25 protein-coding genes are annotated in these 20,361 nt (G+C 63.7%); 15 read left to right on the top strand and 10 right to left on the bottom strand.

The features are described from left to right. Nucleotides 1-17 precede the first annotated feature (17 nt). Together IHE39_RS29485 and IHE39_RS29480 are read right to left on the bottom strand one after the other, a co-directional pair. Nucleotides 18-698: an outer membrane protein gene (locus IHE39_RS29485; protein ID WP_192569034.1), complete on the bottom strand. Its 681-nt coding sequence runs from the start codon at nucleotides 696-698 to the stop codon at nucleotides 18-20. Nucleotides 699-877: 179 nt separating this feature from the next. Then, nucleotides 878-1,099 (bottom strand): hypothetical protein, encoded by a 222-nt coding sequence (locus IHE39_RS29480; protein ID WP_192569033.1) that lies wholly within the window; start codon nucleotides 1,097-1,099, stop codon nucleotides 878-880. A 177-nt stretch (nucleotides 1,100-1,276) separates the two neighbouring features. Between IHE39_RS29480 and IHE39_RS29475 the strand changes: the two genes are divergently transcribed. Next, a complete protein-coding gene (locus IHE39_RS29475) occupies nucleotides 1,277-1,429 on the top strand; it encodes a hypothetical protein (protein ID WP_192569032.1) in 153 nt (50 codons plus the stop codon). Between the two features lie 217 nt (nucleotides 1,430-1,646). Beyond that, the gene (locus IHE39_RS29470; protein ID WP_192569031.1) at nucleotides 1,647-3,278 is read left to right on the top strand and encodes an AMP-binding protein; all 1,632 of its coding nucleotides are present in this window, start codon (nucleotides 1,647-1,649) and stop codon (nucleotides 3,276-3,278) included. A 16-nt stretch (nucleotides 3,279-3,294) separates the two neighbouring features. Here IHE39_RS29470 and IHE39_RS29465 read toward each other — a convergent pair whose 3' ends face one another. Together IHE39_RS29465 and IHE39_RS29460 are read right to left on the bottom strand one after the other, a co-directional pair. Then, nucleotides 3,295-4,578 (bottom strand): GNAT family N-acetyltransferase, encoded by a 1,284-nt coding sequence (locus IHE39_RS29465; protein ID WP_184773135.1) that lies wholly within the window; start codon nucleotides 4,576-4,578, stop codon nucleotides 3,295-3,297. Further along, nucleotides 4,578-5,987 carry a lipopolysaccharide biosynthesis protein gene (locus IHE39_RS29460; protein ID WP_192569030.1) on the bottom strand — a complete coding sequence of 470 codons (1,410 nt, stop codon included), beginning with the start codon at nucleotides 5,985-5,987 and terminating at the stop codon, nucleotides 4,578-4,580. The genes IHE39_RS29465 and IHE39_RS29460 overlap by 1 nt, the downstream gene beginning before the upstream one ends. A 96-nt stretch (nucleotides 5,988-6,083) precedes the next feature. On the opposite strand from IHE39_RS29460, the gene IHE39_RS29455 reads away from it, so the two are divergent. Beyond that, nucleotides 6,084-6,311: a hypothetical protein gene (locus IHE39_RS29455; protein ID WP_192569029.1), complete on the top strand. Its 228-nt coding sequence runs from the start codon at nucleotides 6,084-6,086 to the stop codon at nucleotides 6,309-6,311. A 61-nt stretch (nucleotides 6,312-6,372) separates the two neighbouring features. Here IHE39_RS29455 and secA read toward each other — a convergent pair whose 3' ends face one another. Beyond that, complete coding sequence (gene secA / locus IHE39_RS29450) at nucleotides 6,373-9,096, bottom strand: preprotein translocase subunit SecA (protein WP_192569028.1); 2,724 nt, start codon at nucleotides 9,094-9,096, stop codon at nucleotides 6,373-6,375. Between the two features lie 240 nt (nucleotides 9,097-9,336). On the opposite strand from secA, the gene IHE39_RS29445 reads away from it, so the two are divergent. Next, nucleotides 9,337-10,251: a peptidylprolyl isomerase gene (locus IHE39_RS29445; protein WP_184773143.1), complete on the top strand. Its 915-nt coding sequence runs from the start codon at nucleotides 9,337-9,339 to the stop codon at nucleotides 10,249-10,251. Nucleotides 10,252-10,340: 89 nt separating this feature from the next. Here IHE39_RS29445 and IHE39_RS29440 read toward each other — a convergent pair whose 3' ends face one another. Next, on the bottom strand, nucleotides 10,341-11,297 hold the full coding sequence (locus tag IHE39_RS29440; RefSeq protein ID WP_246485684.1) for a glycosyltransferase family protein: 957 nt from the start codon (nucleotides 11,295-11,297) through the stop codon (nucleotides 10,341-10,343). 6 nt (nucleotides 11,298-11,303) lie between these two features. Next, nucleotides 11,304-11,903 carry a TetR/AcrR family transcriptional regulator gene (locus tag IHE39_RS29435; protein ID WP_192569027.1) on the bottom strand — a complete coding sequence of 200 codons (600 nt, stop codon included), beginning with the start codon at nucleotides 11,901-11,903 and terminating at the stop codon, nucleotides 11,304-11,306. 129 nt (nucleotides 11,904-12,032) lie between these two features. Here IHE39_RS29435 and IHE39_RS29430 point away from each other — a divergent pair, with 129 nt between their 5' ends. The 6 genes from IHE39_RS29430 (at nucleotide 12,033) to IHE39_RS29405 (ending at nucleotide 15,556) form a co-directional block, all read left to right on the top strand. Continuing rightward, entirely contained in the window at nucleotides 12,033-12,266 is a 234-nt protein-coding gene (locus IHE39_RS29430) for a putative antibiotic biosynthesis monooxygenase (protein WP_246471356.1), read from the top strand. Between the two features lie 102 nt (nucleotides 12,267-12,368). Continuing rightward, nucleotides 12,369-13,610: a bifunctional glutamate N-acetyltransferase/amino-acid acetyltransferase ArgJ gene (gene argJ, locus IHE39_RS29425; protein ID WP_192569026.1), complete on the top strand. Its 1,242-nt coding sequence runs from the start codon at nucleotides 12,369-12,371 to the stop codon at nucleotides 13,608-13,610. Continuing rightward, nucleotides 13,591-14,391, top strand: a complete 801-nt coding sequence (locus tag IHE39_RS29420) for a GNAT family N-acetyltransferase (protein ID WP_192569025.1) — start codon at nucleotides 13,591-13,593, stop codon at nucleotides 14,389-14,391. The genes argJ and IHE39_RS29420 overlap by 20 nt, the downstream gene beginning before the upstream one ends. Nucleotide 14,392: 1 nt before the next feature. Beyond that, nucleotides 14,393-14,806 carry a (deoxy)nucleoside triphosphate pyrophosphohydrolase gene (locus IHE39_RS29415; RefSeq protein ID WP_192569024.1) on the top strand — a complete coding sequence of 138 codons (414 nt, stop codon included), beginning with the start codon at nucleotides 14,393-14,395 and terminating at the stop codon, nucleotides 14,804-14,806. 111 nt (nucleotides 14,807-14,917) lie between these two features. Next, on the top strand, nucleotides 14,918-15,232 hold the full coding sequence (locus IHE39_RS29410) for a hypothetical protein (RefSeq protein WP_192569023.1): 315 nt from the start codon (nucleotides 14,918-14,920) through the stop codon (nucleotides 15,230-15,232). A 162-nt stretch (nucleotides 15,233-15,394) separates the two neighbouring features. Further along, nucleotides 15,395-15,556, top strand: coding sequence for a Flp family type IVb pilin (locus tag IHE39_RS29405; protein ID WP_192569022.1), 162 nt, complete (start codon nucleotides 15,395-15,397; stop codon nucleotides 15,554-15,556). 14 nt (nucleotides 15,557-15,570) lie between these two features. Here the strand turns inward: IHE39_RS29405 and IHE39_RS29400 are convergent, their stop codons facing one another. Beyond that, complete coding sequence (locus tag IHE39_RS29400; RefSeq protein WP_192569021.1) at nucleotides 15,571-16,473, bottom strand: methyltransferase domain-containing protein; 903 nt, start codon at nucleotides 16,471-16,473, stop codon at nucleotides 15,571-15,573. Nucleotides 16,474-16,529: 56 nt separating this feature from the next. Here IHE39_RS29400 and IHE39_RS29395 point away from each other — a divergent pair, with 56 nt between their 5' ends. The 5 genes from IHE39_RS29395 to IHE39_RS29375 are packed head-to-tail and all read left to right on the top strand — an operon-like array spanning nucleotide 16,530 to nucleotide 19,610. Then, on the top strand, nucleotides 16,530-17,315 hold the full coding sequence (locus tag IHE39_RS29395; protein WP_192569067.1) for a double zinc ribbon domain-containing protein: 786 nt from the start codon (nucleotides 16,530-16,532) through the stop codon (nucleotides 17,313-17,315). A 26-nt stretch (nucleotides 17,316-17,341) separates the two neighbouring features. Further along, nucleotides 17,342-17,605 (top strand): glutaredoxin 3, encoded by a 264-nt coding sequence (gene grxC, locus IHE39_RS29390; RefSeq protein WP_184773160.1) that lies wholly within the window; start codon nucleotides 17,342-17,344, stop codon nucleotides 17,603-17,605. A gap of 15 nt (nucleotides 17,606-17,620) precedes the next feature. Further along, a complete protein-coding gene (locus IHE39_RS29385) occupies nucleotides 17,621-18,487 on the top strand; it encodes a carbon-nitrogen hydrolase family protein (protein WP_184773162.1) in 867 nt (288 codons plus the stop codon). Further along, entirely contained in the window at nucleotides 18,484-18,909 is a 426-nt protein-coding gene (locus IHE39_RS29380) for a DUF1178 family protein (protein WP_192569020.1), read from the top strand. Before IHE39_RS29385 ends, IHE39_RS29380 begins: the two co-directional genes overlap by 4 nt. A gap of 5 nt (nucleotides 18,910-18,914) precedes the next feature. Next, complete coding sequence (locus tag IHE39_RS29375) at nucleotides 18,915-19,610, top strand: hypothetical protein (RefSeq protein ID WP_192569019.1); 696 nt, start codon at nucleotides 18,915-18,917, stop codon at nucleotides 19,608-19,610. A gap of 74 nt (nucleotides 19,611-19,684) precedes the next feature. Here the strand turns inward: IHE39_RS29375 and IHE39_RS29370 are convergent, their stop codons facing one another. Together IHE39_RS29370 and IHE39_RS30485 are read right to left on the bottom strand one after the other, a co-directional pair. Then, nucleotides 19,685-19,840: a hypothetical protein gene (locus IHE39_RS29370; protein WP_192569018.1), complete on the bottom strand. Its 156-nt coding sequence runs from the start codon at nucleotides 19,838-19,840 to the stop codon at nucleotides 19,685-19,687. A gap of 147 nt (nucleotides 19,841-19,987) precedes the next feature. Then, a partial coding sequence (locus tag IHE39_RS30485) for a hypothetical protein (protein ID WP_210327724.1) occupies nucleotides 19,988-20,361 on the bottom strand: 374 nt, incomplete at its 5' end.

Below are 20,361 nucleotides of genomic sequence, written 5' to 3'. Positions count from 1 at the left end.
TTGTCGTCGAACGGCGATTAGAAGTGGTAGTTCACGCCTAACCGCGCGGTATGGAACTTGAAGTCGGCGTAAAAGCCATCGCCGTTTCCATCGCCAAAATGGGCTCTTCCCAGATCGACAAACAGGTATTCGGCCTTGGCCGACCATTTGTCGTTGAAAGCCCATTCCAAGCCGCCGCCTGCGGTCCATCCCGCTTTGGTGTCGCTGCCGCACCAATTGTCGCCTGGACACGCGCCATCAAGTTCACCACTGACACGACCTATCGCCACACCGGCTGAAACAAAGGGCAGGACTGGGCCGACCGCATACCCCAGACGAGCGCGCAGCGTTGCGGTCCAATCAACCTGAAACGTGCAGATGTCCTCATCACCGCAGCCCCAGTCCTCGCCACCGTCGCCTTTACCCGACATGCTCGCCGCCGCAACGTCACCCTCGACGCCAACGACCAAGTTGCCGAACTGCTTGTTGTAGCCAGCTGTTAGGCCGCCGATGGCCCCCGAGTAGCCGATGTCATCGGAATGTTCGCCATCGAATGCGCTGGTATTGCCAGAGCCGTATCCAATCATGCCGCCCAGATAGACGCCCGACCAATCAATAGGGCCATTCTCTCCGGCACGTGCTGCACCGGGGCCTAACAAACTGGCGCTCAACAGCAACGAAAACAGAGGTTTCTTGAAGTTCTCGCGAACGATGGACATGGAATCCATATCTTTGTGCCCCAATCTAAAGCTCAATCTTGAGCGAACAGGGCAGCGTTCGCGATACATGTTGCGTTATCACGGGTAGTGATGAGGGGGCAAGGTAGCTGATCCCAGTGCCTGTCCCGCCCCCAAAATCTACCGCCCCGCTGGCTTCGGCTGGCGGGGCTTTTTGCGTCTCATGCCAGGCGCTTGATCCGGCCCTTGTCGATGCGGAAGACACCGTTTGTCCCGCCCTGGCGTTCGAAGTCGGTTTGCAACTCATCCCACATACCAAGATGTTCGCCGCAATCCTCGCACGAGATCGGCGTATGCGGCTCTACATTCTCAGGAATACGTAAGCGAATGGTCCCGCAATAAGGACATTCGAGCTTGTGATTGAGGTACTGAGCGTCGGCCATGATCAGACCCTCTTGTTATGCCCAAAGTGTTGTTCAGGTGAGGGCGGATTTCAAGGGGAGTTTTTCCGCAGCATACCCGCTTCCTTGGCTGCGGTCTCGGCCGATGCGGCGCACCCTTGAGGTGAACGGGGTGATTGGGGGAGCGTGTCTGCCATTGTCGCGCAAGGGCGGTAGACGATGACAGTTCGCGCAAAAGCAAATCAAGCTACCGGCACCATGGATACGGCCAGGAAGGAGCACGCCAAGCGTGAGGCGGAAGAAGACAAGGCGCGTGACATCGTCGACGAGGTGAAGTCCGATGTAGGCGTAGTGTCGCGCCAGGTGAGGTGAGGTGCACAAAACAAGTCGGGTTGGATGTGCCGCGCGTTCGACCTGCGCGCGGCCCCACCGCGGGCAGGTGGCCCAATGCTGCGCCGGCGTGACAACAAGGCATGGCGACAACGCTTCTTGACGTGCCTGGGCGCGGGAGTTACGCGAGAGCCTGACTGAAGCGGCCAGTTCTTGTTCTGGCGCAGATCCCCTCGCGGAGGAGCGGAGACGACCGTCCATGCTCGAACGGCGCGACACTTACGATGCGCTTTATCGCGATTTCCGCTGGCATATCCCGCAAAAATTCAACATCGGCACCGCCGTTTCCGATCGCTGGGCGGCGGTTGATCCCGACCGGGTGGCCGTGCTCGACTACCGTGTCGACGGAGCGGCCGAACAGCTCACCTTCGGTGAGCTTTCGCGCCAGTCCAACGCTTTTGCCAATGCCTTGCGGGCCAGAGGCGTGCGCCGCGGCGATCGCGTCGCGCTGCTTCTGCCGCAGAGTTTTGAAACCGCAATCGCCCATGTCGCGATCTACAAATCAGGCGCCATCGCTGTGCCGCTGGCCTTGCTGTTCGGCGTCGAGGCGCTCGAATACCGGCTGCAGACGGCAGGCGTCAGGGCGATCATCACCAATGAGGCCGGTTTTGCCAAGTTGAGCCCGATCAGCGGCCGGCTGCCCGGGCTCGAAACCATCATCGTTGTCGGTGGCGGCGACGTCGATGATTTCGATCGCCTGGTGGCATCGCACTCGCCCGTCTTCGTTGCCGAAGACACCCATCCCGACGATCCGGCGATGATGATCTTCACCTCCGGCACGACAGGCCCGCCCAAAGGCGCGCTGCATGGCCATCGCGTGCTGCTCGGCCATCTGCCCGGCATCCAGATGGCGCAGGAATTCCTGCCGCAGCCAGGCGATCTGCTGTGGACGCCGGCCGACTGGGCCTGGGCTGGGGGCCTGCTCAACCTTCTGCTGCCCGGGCTCTATTTCGGCCTGCCGGTGGTTGCCGCCCGCTTCGACAAATTCGCGCCCGAGGCAGCATTGCTGCTGATGGAAAAGATGGCGGTGCGCAATGCCTTCATCCCGCCGACCGCACTGCGCATGCTGAAGGCCGTGCCCGACATCGGCAAGCGCTTCCGGCTCAGCCTGCGCAGCGTCGGATCGGCCGGCGAGGCGCTCGGGCGCGAGACCTATGACTGGGCCGCCGCCGAGCTCGGGCTCGTCGTCAACGAGTTCTACGGCCAGACCGAATGCAACGCGGTGCTGGCGTCCTCAGCCGGCCTTGGTGTCAGTCGTGGCGGCTTCATCGGCAAGGCGGTCCCCGGCCACCGCGTCGCCATCATCGACGGCGAAGGCCGGCGCGTGCCATCAGGCGAGCCGGGCCAGATCGCCATTGCCCGGCCCAATCCGGTGATGTTCCTCGAATATTGGCAAAGCCCCGAGGCGACGGAAAAGAAGTTCATCGGCGAGTGGATGACCACGGGCGACCAGGGCATCGAGGACGAGGACGGCTATGTCGCCTTCTTCGGCCGCGACGACGACGTCATCACCTCGGCCGGTTTCCGCATCGGCCCCGGCGAGATCGAAGATTGCCTGACCGGCCATCCGGCGGTCGCGCTGGCTGCCGCCGTCGGCAAGCCCGACGCGCTGCGCACCGAAATCGTCAAGGCCTATGTCGTGCTCAAGGACGGGGTTGCGGGCGACGCGCAACTTGCCGAGGAGATCAAGCTTTGGGTACGCGAGCGGCTGTCGGCGCATGAATATCCGCGCGAGGTCGAGTTCGTCGATTCGATGCCGCTGACCACCACCGGCAAGGTCATCCGCCGTATCTTTCGCGACCGCGCCAGGCGCGAGGCGAAGACGATCTGAGCCCGAAGACGGACCTCTAGCGCTTCTTGAGCAGGGCGCGCACGCGGTCGCGCAGCTTGACGGCGAGCTTGCGTGTTTCGCGATAGAGATGCAGCTGCGAGGCGGCCTGGCGGGTGACGCGGTCGGCATCAGGCGTCAGCCCGACGACGAAGGTGCCCATCGGCTTGCGCTCGCTCCACATCTTGGAGACCATCGGATGGTCGGGCACGGCGCAGGAATCGGTCATCATGATGTTGGGGTCGTCGAGGTGCTGGCCGGTCACCGCCATCATCAACAGCACCCCAGGCGAAAAGGCCGACAGCGCCTCGTCATAGGCGGTCTTCCAGGTATAGGCGACGCCGGCCTCGACGAAGACGACGAGGCTGGCAATGGTGCGGCCATCGAGTGTCAGGGAATGGATGCGGCACATGTCCTGCTCCGACATGCGGTGCACGGCCTCGCGCGCGAAGGCGGCGCGGTAGCGGTCGATCGCCATGGCGGTGCGCTGGCGGCCCTTCCAGCCTGAAGCCTCGAGCGTCAGGAACTGCTCGATGGCGTGGCGCACGTCGTCCTGGGTGCGGGCGACCTTGTGCTCGACGACGCCCTGGTCGGCGAGCCGGCGGCCGAGCCGGCGGAATTCCTTGTAGTGGCGGCTGCCCAGCGATTCCCGGAGATAATCCTCGCCTTCGGCGTCGCTCTCGAGGAACGGGCGCTCGAACTGGCCGGTCACGACAAGCGGCAGGCCGCGGCTTTCGGCGGTAGCACTCAGCATCCGCGCCACCGCGCCGTCGAGGCGCATGTCGGGCATGACGAACACTTTCGGAAGCTTGAGATGCGGCCGGGCCAGCATGGCGAAGAAGTCGGCGATCACCCCTTCGGGGTCGTCGCGGTCGAGCAATGGCGTGCCGAGTGGCCCGAACGGGCTCGACCATGTCCGCATCACAGGTATGCCGAGCGGTATCGCCGGCTTTTCCACCGAGTAAGGCACCAAAAGCCGCAGCCGGCTGCGGTATTCGGTGCCGTCGCGGATGACGGCGAGGCGCACCTCGCGGTCTTCCAGGCGCGGCATCGCCGGCGCCAGGAAGCGCGGGTTGAAAAAGACGTTGGGTTCGATGGTGCGGGCGCAGAGATGGTCGAGCTCCTCGACCAGGTCGAAGCCGGCGGAAGCGGGATAGATGGCGAGCCGGCGCAGCGGCCGTTCGGCCAAAGTCAGTTCGAGATGGGCAAGGTCGGCGGCGTCGGCCGGCAAGCCGGCAATGCCGGCGATCAGCGAGCCCGCCGGGCCGCCGCTGGTTTCCTCGAGAAGCGGGATGGCTGCCATCAGGCGTTCTCTACCGTGCGTTTGGTGGGAATGAACAGGACCATGACGATGCCGAGCTTGCGCCAGACAGTGAAGGAAAGGGCAGTCGCCTCAAAGATCATCGCCGCCGAAGTGGCGATCGCCGCGCCCCACAGGCCAAGCGTGGGGATCAAAAGCACGTTGAGGCCGATGTTGAGGGCCAGCGTTGCGGCATAGACCATGGCGCAGACATTCTGGTAGCCGCTCATCGTCAAAAGGCTTTCGCAAGGGCCGACCGCCGAGCGCGCCACCACCGCTGCAACGAGCAGGAACAGCAGCGGATAGCCGTCGGCGAAGCCGGGGCCGAACATGCCAAGCAGCGGTTCGCCGAGCAGCAGCACCAGCACGCCCATGGCCAGCGACGGCCAGAACGTCCACGACACCGTCTCGCGGGCGAAGCCGCCGAGCTCTTCGCTCTCGCCATGGGCGATCCGGGCATAACGCTGGGCAACGCCCGCCTTGACGGCGAAATAGACGAAATGCACCAGCGCCAGCGTCTTTACGGTGGCGAAATAGACCGCGACCTTGTCCGGCTCCATGTAGAAGCCGACCATCAGCACGTCGGCATTGGTGAGCAGGAAAAAGAAGCTTTCGACCAGGAAGATCGGCAGCGAGATCTTGAGCCAGTAGCCGAGCCTGATGTTGCGCGGCCCGGCGGGGATGCGCCTGTCGGTGCGCTGGGTGACGCTGATCAGCTGGATGATGGTCGTCACATAAGTGGCGATGATCGAGGCCAGGACGGCCGTCTCCGCCGTCGGCGCAAGGCCGGCGGCGACGGCTATGGCCATGCACACCAGGATCAGCACCGGCCGGGTGATGTAGGTCGGCACAAGGGCGGCGAAGGCCCAGGAATTGGCCCGGGCCAGGCCCTGCAGCACGTCTGACAGAGCCAGCATCGGCAGGCAGATCATGCCGAGGAAGAACGGCACGATGTAATAGCTCTCGATACGGCCGGAAAAGGCCCAGACGCCGGCCATTCCGAGCGCTGCGATGACGGTCGAGGCAATGATGACGAACAGGCGGCTGGCCACCAGCACGCCGCGCAGGTCGTCGAGCATGCCTTTTTCGCGGTATTCGGAAATGAAGCGGATGATCGAGGTGTGGAAGCCGAAGCACGACAGCGAGCCGACGATGATCATCGTCACCCAGACGAGCACGAAGATGCCGTATTCGAAGCTGCCCATCCAGCGCGCCAGCAGCACCTGGCTGACAAAGGCGATGGCGGCACTGACGATGCGCACGGCAAAGGCAACCAGCGACATGCGGCCGGCTTCGCCGCGTTCATCGGTGCTGAACAGAACCGCATCGACGCGGCGCAGCAACGGCGCGAGGCGCGCGGCAATCTGCCCCGGCAGCCACTTTTCGGCCGTCATCGCTGCGGAAAAACGCAACTCGATACTCCATCTTCCGCGATTTCGCTGACAGCATGTAGCTCAGAGCCATTAAGAAACGGTTGGGTCGAGCAAACAACGGGCGAGGGGGCCGCGATGATTGCGCAAGACGAACGCAAATCGATGCGACGGGCCCATTCGATCGGGCCGCAGATGATCCGCTATCTCGAAGAGATCGGCATCGAGCGGATAAGCGAGCTCCGTGGTGCTGATCCGCACGAGATCGCCATGCGCATCGACATTGCGCTCGGGCGCAAGCACATGAACAGCCTGGGCGTGGCGGCGCTGCGCAATCTCATCGAACTGGCCAACGAACAGCCATGAATGAGAAAGGCCCGGCTGAGCGCCAGGCCTTTGTCGTTTGGTGTCTGCCTCAAACCTTCGCTCAGGCGAAGGTGCCGTGGCAGTGCTTGTATTTCTTGCCCGAACCGCAGGGGCAGGCCTCGTTGCGCGAAACCTTGCCCCAGGTCTCGGGGTCGTTGGGGTCGCGGTCCTCGGCGGCAACGACGCGGCTGTCCTGCAGCACGGCGATCGAACCCTCGCCGAAATCGTCCTCGCCGGTGGTGCCGTCGATGTGGTGGCCCTGCATTTCAGGGGCTTCCGGCGGCGGCGCGTCGGCAGCCTGGCGCACCAGTTCGACGCGCATCAGCTGCGCGGTCACCGCCTGGCGCAGATTGCCGAGCATGGCCTGGAACAGCTCGAAGGCCTCGCCCTTGTATTCGTTGAGCGGATCGCGCTGGGCATAGCCGCGGAAGCCGACGACCGAGCGCAGATGGTCGAGATTGACCAGGTGTTCGCGCCACAGATGGTCGATGGTCTGCAGCACCACCGAGCGCTCGACATAGGTCATGACCTCGGGGCCGAAGCGTTCGGCGCGGTCGGCGGCCACCTTGTCGGCTTCGGCGGTGATGCGCTCGCGCACTTCTTCTTCGGCGATGCCTTCTTCCTTGGCCCACTCTTCGATCGGCAGGTCGAGGTTGAGATACTGGATCACGCCTTCCTTGAGCCCGGTGACGTCCCACTGCTCGGCATAGGCGTTTTCGGGAATGTGCTTGGAAACGAGATCCTCGATCACGTCATGGCGCATTTCGCCGACGATCTCGGTCAGGCTGGTCGCATCCATCAGCTCGATGCGCTGCTCGAACACCACCTTGCGCTGGTCGTTCGACACATCGTCATATTTGAGCAGGTTCTTGCGGATGTCGAAGTTGCGCGCCTCGACCTTCTTCTGCGCCTTTTCCAGCGCCTTGTTGATCCAGGGATGGACGATCGCCTCGTCCTCCTTGAGGCCGAGCTTGGTCAGCATGCCGTCCATGCGCTCGGAACCGAAGATGCGCATCAGATCGTCCTGCAGCGACAGGAAGAATTTCGAGCGGCCCGGATCGCCCTGGCGGCCGGAGCGGCCACGCAGCTGGTTGTCGATGCGGCGGCTTTCATGGCGCTCGGTGGCAAGCACGTAGAGGCCGCCGGCAGCGAGCGCCTTTTCCTTGAGGCGGGCGACGTCTTCGCGGATCAGCTTTTCCCTGGCGTCGCGCTCTGGGCCTTCAGGCATGTCGGCCAGTTCGTCGGCAATGCGCATGTCGGCGTTGCCGCCGAGCTGGATGTCGGTGCCGCGGCCGGCCATGTTGGTGGCGATGGTGATCGAGCCCGGCTTGCCGGCCTGGGCGACGATCGCTGCTTCACGTTCGTGGTGGCGGGCGTTGAGGACTTCGAAATCCTTGAAGCCGTCCTTGCGCAGCCGCTCGGCCAACTGCTCGGATTTTTCGATCGAGGTCGTGCCGACCAGGGTCGGCTGGCCCTTGGCGTTGGCTTCCTTGATCTCGCGGACGATCGCCTTGTATTTCTCCTCGACCGTCCGGTAGACCTCGTCGTCCTCGTCGATACGGCTGACGGGCAGGTTGGTGGGAACTTCGGTGACGTCGAGATTGTAGATGTTGCCGAATTCTTCGGCTTCCGTCAGTGCCGTGCCGGTCATGCCGGCGAGCTTTTCGTACATGCGGAAATAGTTCTGGAAGGTGACCGAGGCGAGCGTCTGGTTCTCGGGCTGGATCGCCACATGTTCCTTGGCTTCCAGCGCCTGGTGCAGGCCTTCGGAGAAACGGCGGCCCGGCATCATGCGGCCGGTGAACTCATCGATGATGATGATTTCGTTGTCCTTGACGATGTAGTCCTTGTCCTTCTGGAACAGGCGATGCGCCTTGAGCGCATTGTTGACGTGGTGGACCAAAGCGACGTTTTCGATGTCGTAGAGCGACTCGCCCTTGAGCAGGCCGGCCTCGCGCAGCATGTTTTCCATCTTCTCGGTGCCTTCTTCGGTGAAGATGGCGGTCTTCTGCTTCTCGTCGACCTCGTAGTCGGACGGAACCAGATGGAGAAGGAAGGCGTCGACGGTGTTGTACATTTCCGAACGGTCTTCGAGCGGACCGGAAATGATCAGCGGCGTGCGGGCTTCGTCGACCAGGATCGAATCGACTTCGTCGACGATCGCATAGAAGTGACCGCGCTGCACCATCTGGGCGCGCTCATACTTCATGTTGTCGCGCAGATAGTCGAAGCCGAGTTCGTTGTTGGTGGCGTAGGTGATGTCGCAGGCGTAAGCGGCGCGGCGCTCTTCGTCGGACAGGCCGTGCACGACGATGCCGACCGACAGGCCGAGGAACTTGTAGAGACGGCCCATCCATTCGGCGTCGCGGCGGGCGAGATAGTCGTTGACGGTAACGACATGCACGCCCTTGCCGGTCAGGGCGTTGATGTAGACGGGCAAGGTGGCGACCAGCGTCTTGCCTTCGCCGGTGCGCATCTCGGCGATGCCGCGGCCGTGCAGCACCATGCCGCCGATCATCTGGACGTCGAAGGGACGCATGCCGAGCGCGCGCTTGGCGCCTTCGCGCACCGTGGCGAAGGCCGGGATCAGCAGATCGTCGAGCGACGCACCATTGGCGATGTCCTGGCGGAACTGCTCGGTGCGCGCCCGCAGCTGGTCGTCGGTCAGCGCCTGCAGTTCATTTTCCAGTGCGTTGATCGCTTCCACCCGGGGCCGGGTCGACTTGACCCGGCGGTCGTTGGAGGAACCGAAAATCTTACGGGCGAGACCGCCGAGACTGACCATCAAGTGGTCCTTTCAATTCGAATGAAGCCGACTGTCCGCCGGCCGAACCTGCCGGGGAACATAAGGTGGCAGACTCAACACGAAAAGCGCCCGGAAAAACCCTTCTGGACGCGAAGACGATGGACAGATAAGAGGGGGCACAACTTATGTCAACGTTGCAGCGAGCCTGCCGGAGACGCCAAATTCCGCCACATTCAGGTTGATTTGGAAGTGCGGTCATCACCCCACCGGAGAGTTTAGATGTCTTTTTCGTTCCGTAGCGCCTCGCTTGCCCGCGTCGGGCTTGCCGCCGGGCTTGTGGCGCTGTCGTCGCTGCCGCTGGTTGCACAGGAAACAGCGCCTGCACCCCAGGCCGCTGCCCCTGCAGCCGCTGCCGTCGATCCGAACGCGATCGTGGCGACGATCAACGGCCAGAATGTCAGCGAAGCCGACATCACGCTCGCCGAGCAGGATCTTGGCCAGCAGTTCGGCAACCTGCCGCCGGAGCAGCGCCGCGCCGCAGCCCTGTCGTCGATCATCGAGATCCGCCTGATGGCCGCCCAGGCGGTCGAAAAGGGCCTCGACAAGGATGCCGACTTCCAGCGTCGCGTTGCCTTCCTCGACCAGCGCGCCCTGCATGGCGAACTGGTGGAAAAGGAAGTCGCCGGCAAGATCACCGATGACGAGATCCGCGCCCGCTACGACAAGGAAATCGCCGCCCAGAAGCCGGTCAACGAGGTCCATGCCCGCCACATCCTGGTCAAGACCAAGGAAGAGGCCGACGCGATCGTCAAGAAGCTCGAAGCCGGCGACGACTTCCAGAAGCTCGCCAACGAAAACACCACCGACCCCTCGGGCAAGACCTCGGGCGGCGATCTCGGCTTCTTCGGCCCCGGCCAGATGGTGCCGGAGTTCGAAAAGGCAGCGCTTGCGCTTGAAGTCGGCGCCTACACCAAGGAGCCGGTGCAGACGCAGTTCGGCTGGCACATCATCAAGGTCGAGGACAAGCGCTCGCAGCAGCCGCCCGCATTCGACACCGTCAAGGACCAGGTCCGCTCGCTGTTGATCCGCGAAAAATACATCGAGCTGGTCAAGCAGGTCCGCACCGCCGGCAAGGTCGAGATCACCGATCCGGCGCTGAAGAAGGCAATCGACGCCATCGACGCGTCGAAGTAATTTTCGACGTTTCCCATTAAAAAAGGGCGGTGCCGATGGCGCCGCCCTTTTTGTTTGTGTTGATGACGTTGCGTTACCGCAAGCGCGCGTCAGCGATAGCGGGTCGAGGCCTTGAAGTCGGCGGGGTCGCCTACGGCCAGCGCGCCGACGAATTCGGGCACCCGCACCGCCAGCATCATCAGCCACAGCAGGGGCCAGTCGACCGGTCGGCAGAACTGGTCGCCGACCGCCTTGATGGTCCGGTGGTTTTCCCTGAACGAAGCCATCACCGCGCTGACCGCCAGCCCCAGCCGCGAGCGATCGCTGCGTTTGCGCAGTTTCATCACGGCGAACTGAAAGCCCTTGTTGCGGCGCACGTCCCAGATGAAGCCGAGCCCTTCATAGGCATGGATGGAAACGGCGCGCGGATCGACTGCCAATACGATGCCGTCCTCGTTCATCGCGTCCTGCCTGACATGGGCGCTGACGAAAGGTCCCTGGCCGGGTTGAAAACGATAACGCTCGAGCAGGGCGCGCCGATAGATGGCGCCGTTGCTGGAGACGTGGATGACCTTGCCATGGCGGTCACGGCACTCGATGAAGCCGCGATCGAGCAGCGACATCACCCGCTTCATCATGCTGCCGTCGCCATAAGAGGTCCGGCCGGAGACGGCTTCGACGGCGGCGTTCTGGTCGAGGGCCTCGTACAGCGTCGCCATCCACCGGGGCTGCGGCAGGCAGTCGGCCTCGACCACCGCGATCAGCGGCTGGTGGCAAAAAGGCAGTGCGGCATCCTTGAGCTGGGAGGATTCGTCGCTGTCGTGGGTGACGACGACGACGGACGCAGCGCCTGGTAGCGACGGCGCGCTGTAGGAAAAGCTGCTGCCGGCCGGCAGCATGACGATGATTTCGGCCGGAACGCCGGCCTTGTCGTGCAGATAGGCGGCAAGCGACTGGCGCAACTCGCCGTCGCCGTCATCGGAGAGATAATCCGATACCACGATCAGGCTGATCGGCAGCAATGGCGGCCCAGTGTCGTCGCGAGTGTCGTCCCCCATATCGTGCATTGCGAGTTACCCCCTGACAGCGATGCCGTGGACAATATGCCTGATGGCTTGCCTGAGGGTAGCCTCGTCCTCGTCGAGCCGGCCGGTCAGAAGATGCACCCAGGCATAAGACGAGACCAGATCGGCGACCTGGGTCGGGTCGACATCGGCGGCCACTTCGCCGCGCGCCTTGGCCCGTTCGATCAGCTTGCCGGTATGGGCGCGGCGGCCGGCGGCATAGGTCGCCAGCGCTTCGGCGGCGGCGGGGTCCTGCTGCGCTTCGGCAACCAGCGAGCGGAAGATGTTGCCGGCCGGTGTTTCGCGCCACTGCGCAAACAGGCTCCTGGCAAAGATGAACAGGTCTTGTTCGATGTCGCCGGTGTCGGAGTAGGCGATATCGCGCTTCTGGCGCTGGTAGACCTCGAGCAGCAGCGCTGTCTTGCTCGGCCACCAGCGGTAGATCGTCGGCTTGCCGGCACGCGCCCGGCGCGCCACCGCCTCGATCGAAAAGCCGGAATAGCCGTTTTCGATCAATACGGCTTCCGCCGCTTCAAGGATCGCCTCGGCACTTTCCAGGCTGCGTTTGGCACCGATCGATTTGCGCGCGCTGTCTGCTTCGGGGCTCATTTGGGTCTTAACCTCATTCCGGCGTGCATCGTTGCGGCATTCATTGCCGAACAATCTCTACACCAGCTCTTGACGAAACGAAACGGCCCGTTTTATATAACGAAACGTTTCGTTCCGATGGAGATGACGATGACTGCCTCCCCAACCCGTTTTTCCCGCCCGCGTTTCGCCCTGATGGTGCTGCTCGGCGTCTACCCGCTGATCACCGCGCTGCTCTACATCATCATGCCGTTGACCGACGGCTGGACGATCTGGCAGCGCACGCTGCTGATTGCGCCGCTGATGGTGTCGGCGATGATCTGGGGCCTGATCCCGACCGTCCAGCGCCTGTTCCGCGACTTCCTCAATCCGGCTGTGCGTTGAGGCTGGACCACGGCTTGGTGAGGTGAAAACGCCTTGCGAAGCCGAGCGCTATCGGGCAAACGGGGCTTGCCTTACCGTTTTTCGAGCCTATCGAGGTTTTCGATGTCCGACGCCATTTCCCCGCTCGCGCCCAAGAAATACCCAAAGATGCCGGCCATCGACGGCGTGCGCATCGCCACTGCCGAAGCGGGCATCAAATACAAGGGCCGCACCGACGTGCTGGCGATGGTGTTCGACGAGGGCACGACGGCTGCCGGTGTGTTCACCCGTTCCAAATGCCCTTCGGCCCCGGTCGATTTCTGCCGCCAGAATCTGTCCGGCGGCAAGGCCCGCATCCTGATCGTCAATTCCGGCAACGCCAATGCCTTCACCGGCAAGAAGGGCCGCCAGACCACTGAATTGACCGGCCAGGCCGCGGCCAAGGCTGCCGGCTGCACCCCAAGCGACGTGTTCCTGGCCTCGACAGGCGTCATCGGCGAGCCGCTCGATGCCGGCAAGTTTTCCCACCTGCTTTCGGGCATGGTCAAGGACGCCCGGCCCGACCAGTGGACCGAGGCCGCCAAGGCGATCATGACCACCGACACCTATCCCAAGGTGGTGACGGCAACCGTCAAGCTCGGCGACACCGACGTCACCATCAACGGCATCGCCAAGGGTGCCGGCATGATTGCGCCCGACATGGCAACGATGCTGTCTTTCGTTGCCACCGATGCGCCGATATCTGCCGAGGTGTTGCAGGACATGCTGTCGCGCGGCACGGCCAAGACCTTCAATGCCGTCACCGTCGACAGCGACACCTCGACCTCAGACACGCTGATGCTGTTTGCCACAGGTGCTGCCGCCAAGCGCGGTGCGCCAAAGATTACCGATCCCAAGGATGCGCGCCTCAGCGCGTTCCGCCGGGCGCTCAACAAGATGCTCAAGACGTTGGCACTTCAGGTCGTGCGTGACGGCGAGGGCGCGCGCAAGCAGGTCGAAGTCACTGTCACCGGCGCCAAGTCGGCGCGCTCGGCCAAGCGCATCGCGCTGTCGATCGCCAATTCGCCACTGGTCAAGACGGCGGTCGCCGGCGAGGACGCCAATTGGGGCCGCGTCGTCATGGCCGTCGGCAAGGCTGGTGAGCCGGCCGACCGCGATCTTTTGTCGATCTGGTTCGGCGACAACCGCCTCGCCCATAATGGCGAGCGCGATGCGGGCTATTCGGAAGCGGCGACCTCGGCCTATATGAAGGGCGACAACATCGTCATCCGCGCCGATATCGGCATTGGCCGCGGCAAGGCGACGGTGTGGACCTGCGACCTGACCAAGGAATATGTCGCCATCAATGGCGACTACCGGAGCTGATAGCGCCGTGAACCAGAACCGCCCGTCGCATGAACTCGCGATCGTCCGCCGCTACGAGGCGGCGGGTTTTCGTGCCTGGCCGGCGGCGGCGGTTCATTATGACGGCACCTGGCTGGTCCGCCTGACGGCGGGCCATCCAGCCAAGCGGCTCAACTCGGTCAATCCGCTCGACCCCGCCGACATCCGCAACATTCCCGACCGCATCGCCCGCGCCAGCCGCCGCTTCGAGGCTTATGGCCGACCGCTGACCTTCCGCATGTCGCCTCTGTCGGGGCCGGCGATCGCCGCCCATCTCGACCGCGAGGGCTGGAGCACGTTTTCGGAATCGATGGTCATGCGGCTGTCGCTCGACGACGGTGTCGTCGAAAACGCCATGGACCAGATCCCGCTCAAGGACATCGGCCGTTTCGTCAGCGCCTCGATGGCGGTGCACGGGCTCGACCCGTCGCTGAGGCCGGGCCTGTCCGAGATCATCGGCGCGATCCAGCCGGAAGCCGGCATGTTCGTGCTCGAACAGGACGAGCAGGCGGTGACGGCCGCGATCTGCGTCCACGACACCGATCTTGCCGGGCTGTTCGAGATCGCCACCACCGAGGCCGAGCGCGGCAAGGGTTTTGGCCACCGGCTGATCCTGTCGGCACTGAAATGGGCCCGCCTGCGCGGCGCGCGCCAGGCCTGGCTGCAGGTCGAGGCCGACAATGCGGGCGCCATCCGCCTGTACAAGAAGATGGGCTTCAAGGAAGTCTATCGTTATCACTACCGCCGCCCGCCGGAGGCCTGACTTGACCCAACAGGGAAAACGCCTGCTGCTGGTGGCTGCCTGCGCGCTCGTCGATGCCGATGGCCGCGTGCTTCTGGCCCAGCGCCCCGAGGGCAAGTCGCTTGCCGGCCTGTGGGAGTTTCCCGGCGGCAAGGTCGAGCAAGGCGAGACGCCGGAAGAGACCCTCATCCGCGAACTGCGCGAAGAGATCGGCATCGAAACCAAGACGGCGTGCCTTGCACCGCTGACCTTCGCCAGCCACAGCTACGACGATTTCCATCTGTTGATGCCGCTTTATGTCTGCCGCCGTTTCTGGGGCATTCCGGAGCCGAAAGAAGGCCAGGTGCTGAAGTGGGTGCGGCCCAAGCAGATGCGCGACTACCCCATGCCGCCCGCCGACGAGCCGCTGATCCCGTTCCTCATCGACCTGCTCTGACGCGGCCTTTGCGGCAGCGTTAAGCCAAAGTTTATCCAATCGTGAAAAATTGAATGGCGCCCGCCTGTCTCGGCTGCGCATCGACACGGCTTTTTGCGAGGGACGTTGCCAATGCAGGCTGACAACGAGTGGGACCTCATCCGCCCCGAGCGATCGTCCCCGGCAGCCCGGGCTAGGGCCGGCATGCTGCGTGTCGCGCTGTTGTTTGGCCTTTTGGCGATCGCGCTGACGTTGTTTGCCACGCCCTTCCTCGCCGACAAGACGCGCCCGCTGCTCAACCAGGTTCGGTTCGACGGCCTCGACTACACGGCCACCGGCTCGGTCAGCCGCAATGCCAGCTACACGCTGCGCCGCAGCGTGCTGCAGGATACGCCGCAGTCGGTCTGCGTCATTACCGACAACGGCCAGCGCAGCGGCCAGTGCTGACGATGCCGGCAACTGACATCCGCGCATCGGGCGTTTTGAATATCGGTTGCGATCTTCAGCCGATGCGCCCGGGGCTTCACCGCCCGTTAAGCCTGCGCCATTAACCTTTCTTAATCAGTCGGCCTTATGGTCTTACGCAACAAAGACGGGTGGACGCGACCAATGATCAGGCGATTTCTCAGGGACGAAAGAGCCGCAACAGCGATCGAATACAGCCTGATCGCGACGCTGATCGCGATGGGAATCATCGGCGGGCTGGGACAGTTCGGCACCGCACTTCAGGCCTATTGGGAAAACATCAGCACCAAGGTTGCTACGCCCTGACGCCGCCTTGGAGGCTAGCTCTTCCCGTCATCCCCGAGCACCTTGGCCCCGAGCACCTCATCCCCCAGTACCTCTGCCAGCGACACCTGCGCCGAACCCGGCTTGAGCGGCTTCTGCTGCGAGGCGTCAGGCGCCCATCCCGACAGCCAGACGAACGAAAAACTTGCCCGCACGCGCCCGTCCGGGTCGGAAAAGCGCTCGGCATAGATCTCGGCGGCGCGCTGGAACAGCCGCCGCGTCGCCGGCTTGCGCGACCGGTCGGCCAGCGCGCTCGTCACCCCCATCGCCCTGAGATCGGCCATCAGCCCGAACATCGTGTCGTAGCGCACCGTCACCGTCTCGACATCGGCGACCGGCAGGGCGAATCCCGCCCGTTGCAACAGCCCGCCGGCGTCGCGCACGTCGGTGAAGGGGATGACGCGCGGGCTGGCGCCGCCTGAAATTTCCGTCTCGGCAGCAAGCAGGCTTTCGCGCAGTTCGACCAGCGTGCCGGCGCCGGCCAGCACACCGAGGAACAGCCCGTCCGGCTTCAGCGAGCGCCGGATCTGGATCAGCTGGCCGGGAATGTCGTTGGCCTCCTGCAGCGCCAAAAGCGATATAGCGAGGTCGATGCTTGCCGGCTCGAGCGCGATGGTTTCGGGATCGGAGACGATGCCTGGCCCACCGCCGAGAAAGGCCTGGTCGGCCTCGACACGCACCAGTTCGGCGACCTTGCCGCTGGCGGCCAGCACCGCCGCTGCCGCCGGGCTGACCGAAAAGATCGCAGCACCGCGCTCGAAGCTGCGCTCGACCGTCGACAGCCTTTCGCCGAGGTCTTCGGCGGCACGCGCCATCAGGAAGTCGGCGCCGGCCACGCCTTGCGCCAGGGCGCGGCGCCGGTGCGCGATCACGAGGCTGGCGTCGAAAATGGCTTGCACGTCGTAATGTCCTTGTTTGCCGGGTTTCTGCTATGGTCGCCCGACCCCAACCTGTCGTGGCCGATCCGATGCCGGAGATCAAGAGCCTCGCACTGTCAGTCGCTGCATGGCCGGCGCGGATGCTGTTTCCGCCTGCTTGCGCCGGCTGCCGCCGCCATGTCACGCAGACAGGTGCCTTGTGTGGCGCCTGCTGGCCAAAGCTGCGCTTTCTCGAAAAGCCGTGGTGCGAGGTGATGGGCACCCCGTTTTCCCATGATTTCGGCTCGAGTTTCCTGTCGGCCGAGGCGATCGCCAACCCGCCGCCCTTCAACCGGGTGCGCGCTGCCGTTGCCCATACCGGCATCGCCCGGCGCCTGGTCCAGGGCCTCAAGTTCCACGACCGTACCGACCTTGCGCCATGGATGGCGCAGTGGATGCTGCGGGCGGGCGCCGAGCTCGTCACCGATGCGCAGGTCGTCGTGCCGGTGCCGTTGCACTGGCGGCGGTTCTTCTGGCGCCAGTACAACCAGTCGGCGGAGCTTGCCCGTGCCGTAGCTGCGCTCTCGGGTGTACCTTTCGTGCCGACGGCGGTCAGCCGGATCAGGCGCACGCGCCAGCAGATCGGTCTCGGCCGGGGCGAACGCGAGGACAATGTGCGCGCGGCCTTCGTCGTTGAGCCCGAAGCGGAGATCGATATCAGGGGCAGGCGGGTGCTGGTCATCGACGACGTCTACACCACAGGCGCCACGGTTTCGGCGGTGACGCGGGCGCTCCGCAAGGGCGGCGCCGGCGCCGTCGATGTGTTGACCTTCGCGCGTGTGTTGCCGGGGGACTTCCGGCCCGACGATACCGACACTATATAGTCGACCAAGGACAACGGGTTTTCGTCATGGTCGATGTGACTATCTATACGCGCATGATGTGTGGCTACTGCACTGCGGCCAAGCGCCTTTTGGAGCGCAAGGGCGTTGCATTCACCGAGCATGACGCTAGCTTCTCGCCTGAGCTACGGCAGGAAATGATTGTGCGCGCCAATGGCCGCGCCACCTTCCCGCAGATATTCATTGGCAACACCCATGTCGGCGGTTGCGACGACCTGCATGACCTCGATGCGCAAGGCAGGCTCGACCAACTTCTCACCGCCGGCGCATAGGACCGAGGACCGACCATGGCGATTTTCAAGGCAGCGGCAGTGCAGATGCGTTCGGGCAAGGAGCCGGAGCGCAATGCGCGCGATTTCGAGGCGCTGGTGCGCGAGGCCGCCGGCCAGGGCGCGACCTATGTCCAGACACCTGAGATGACCGGCGCCATCGTCGGCGACAAGGACGCGCGCGCCGCGGCCTTCACCTCTGAAGACCGCGACCTGATCGTCGCCAGCGGCCGAAAGCTCGCGGCCGAACTCGGCATCCATCTGCATGTCGGCTCGACGGCGATCGTGCGCGCCGACGGCAAGCTCGCCAACCGCGCCTTCCTGTTTGGCCCCGACGGTGCGACGCTTGCCGTCTACGACAAGATCCACATGTTCGACGTCGACCTCGACAATGGTGAGAGCTGGCGCGAATCTTCGGCCTATGAGCCGGGCACCGAGGCCGTCGTTGCCGATACCTCGCTCGCCAGGATCGGCTTTGCCATCTGCTATGACCTGCGCTTCCCGCAATTGTTCCGCGCCGAGGCGCTTGCCGGCGCTGAGGTGCTGACCGTTCCGGCCGCCTTCACGCGCCAGACCGGCCTTGCCCACTGGCATGCCTTGCTGCGCGCACGCGCCATCGAAAACGGCGCCTTCGTCATCGCCTCGGCCCAGGGCGGCAAGCACGAGGACGGCCGCGAGACTTTCGGCCATTCGCTGATCATCGATCCGTGGGGCCGTATCCTGGCCGAGGCCGCGCATGACGAACCCGGCGTCATCATTGCCGAGATCGACACCCAGCATTCGGCCGACGCGCGCAAGAAAATCCCCAATCTCAAGAACGCGCGCGAGTTCGGCGTGGCGCTGCGCGGAGCCGGCCAGGGAGCGCTCCGGGGAGCCGCGTCTTGATCCGCTTTTCGCTTCATTGCGACCACGCGCATGACTTCGAGGGCTGGTTCCGCAGCAACGACGACTTTGAAACCCAGCGCAAGCGTGGCTTTGTCTCGTGCCCGGAATGCGGCTCGCAGAAGGTCGAAAAGGCGCTGATGGCGCCTGCCGTCTCGACCTCGCGCAAGCAGGAAAAGATGGCGCTCGCCATGGGTGCGGAGCAGCGCAAGATGATGGCGGCTCTCAAGGAGCTGTCCGAAAAGGTGCGCGAGAACGCTGAAAATGTCGGCGACAAGTTCGCCGAGGAAGCGCGCAAGATCCATTTCGGCGAGACCGAGGCCCGCGGCATCTACGGTGCCGCCACCATCGAGGAAGCCAAGGGCCTCGCCGAAGACGGCATCGAATTCCTGCCGCTGCCGGTCTTCCCCGACGACCGTAACTGACCTTCATGGCCGAAGGCGCGGGGAAAATAGGCAAACCTCAGCGCCCAGCGGCTGCTTGCACGCCCAAATCAGCGCGCCCAAGCATCGTCTTTCATTTCTTGCAGTGGCTGGTATCCAAGTCACATTACACGCGCCGTATCGACGGCGTGCGAGTCCTTGCATCGGAGATGGCCAATGTGGATCGCGTCGAGACCGCTTTGGATCTTATCCGCGAACATGATCCCATTCGCTATAGCTGCCTGATCCGTGACTTGGAGCAGATTTGGGTATGGGCGATCCCCGGAAGCGTTGGCCGCTTCAGGCACTTGGGCTGGACCTGCGATCTCGACAAGCAGTTCGTAGAAACGACAGCGCCCGATTTGATTGCCTCCGTCATCGTGCACGAAGCAACGCATGCGCGGTTGTTTCGGATGGGATTTGGCTATGAGGAAGCCATCCGGGAACGGGTCGAACAAATTTGCCTGCGCAGAGAATTGGCTTTTGCCACGAAAGTTCCGAACGGAATCGACAACCATGGGGCGGAGGCGATCCTTCAATCTTTGCCCGATCTGAGCAACGAGGGCTTTGTTCAGCGGCGTAGCGAGGACTACCGTGCAGTTTTCCTGCGAAATGGCCTGCCACGGTGGTTGGTCAGTTTCGTTATCGTGACGGGCAACTGGATTCATCGGCGACGACAAAAGAAACCGGCCGGCACTCGCTGAGACCGACCGGAACATGACTTGCAGTCAGAGGCTTCTACGCTGCCGGAGCAGCACCCCGTAAAAGTGAAGAGAACTCAGATGCGCTCGCCGACGTCGATCCGATTGCCGTCGGGGTCGGCAAGTGCTGCGGCTTGGTTGGCCACGCGGCTGAGCCGGCCGTTGACTGGGTCGAAGACGTCGATCATCGCCTTGGCTATGTCGCAACCGATGTAGCTGTGGTGTATCGTCATGGAACCTCTTCCTGTGGTGCGAGGTCTGGTGGTGCAGCCTCGTGCAACTGTGCAGGTTGACGGTGGATGCGGGGAGGGACCGAGCCATGCCGCGGTCTGTCGTGTCTCAATACGGCGACCAGGATCCCCACGGTCTCCTTCCCGCATTCACTCTACACCAAGCTGAACACGCAGGATTCTCGACGCTCTCCGCTCGCTTTGCTCGCTCACGAGGTCGGGAATGACGGGTGTAGTGGGCGTCGCCACAAATCTCCAACGTCTGCGATTAGAACGTCCGCCGTTGGATTGTCGGCGGTTGGCAAGCTTGTGATCGAACGTCTGCGATTGGCGGTGACGATTATGAAGTTCGTCATCCTCGACCTCGTGAGCGAGCAAAGCGAGCGGAGAGTGTCGAGGATCCTGTGTGTTTGGCTTGGTGTAGATTGAATGCGGGAAGGAGGCCGTCAGGATCCTGGTCGTCGTGCTGAGCACGGCAGACCGTGGCTTGGCTCGGCTCCCTTCCCGCACCATGTCGTCAACCT

It is taken from the genome of Aminobacter carboxidus, from assembly GCF_014863355.1.
Taxonomy (GTDB): Bacteria; Pseudomonadota; Alphaproteobacteria; order Rhizobiales; family Rhizobiaceae; genus Aminobacter; species Aminobacter carboxidus.
The sequence above is the reverse complement of the archived record's forward strand: the minus strand, read 5'-3'. Positions and strand labels throughout refer to the sequence as shown.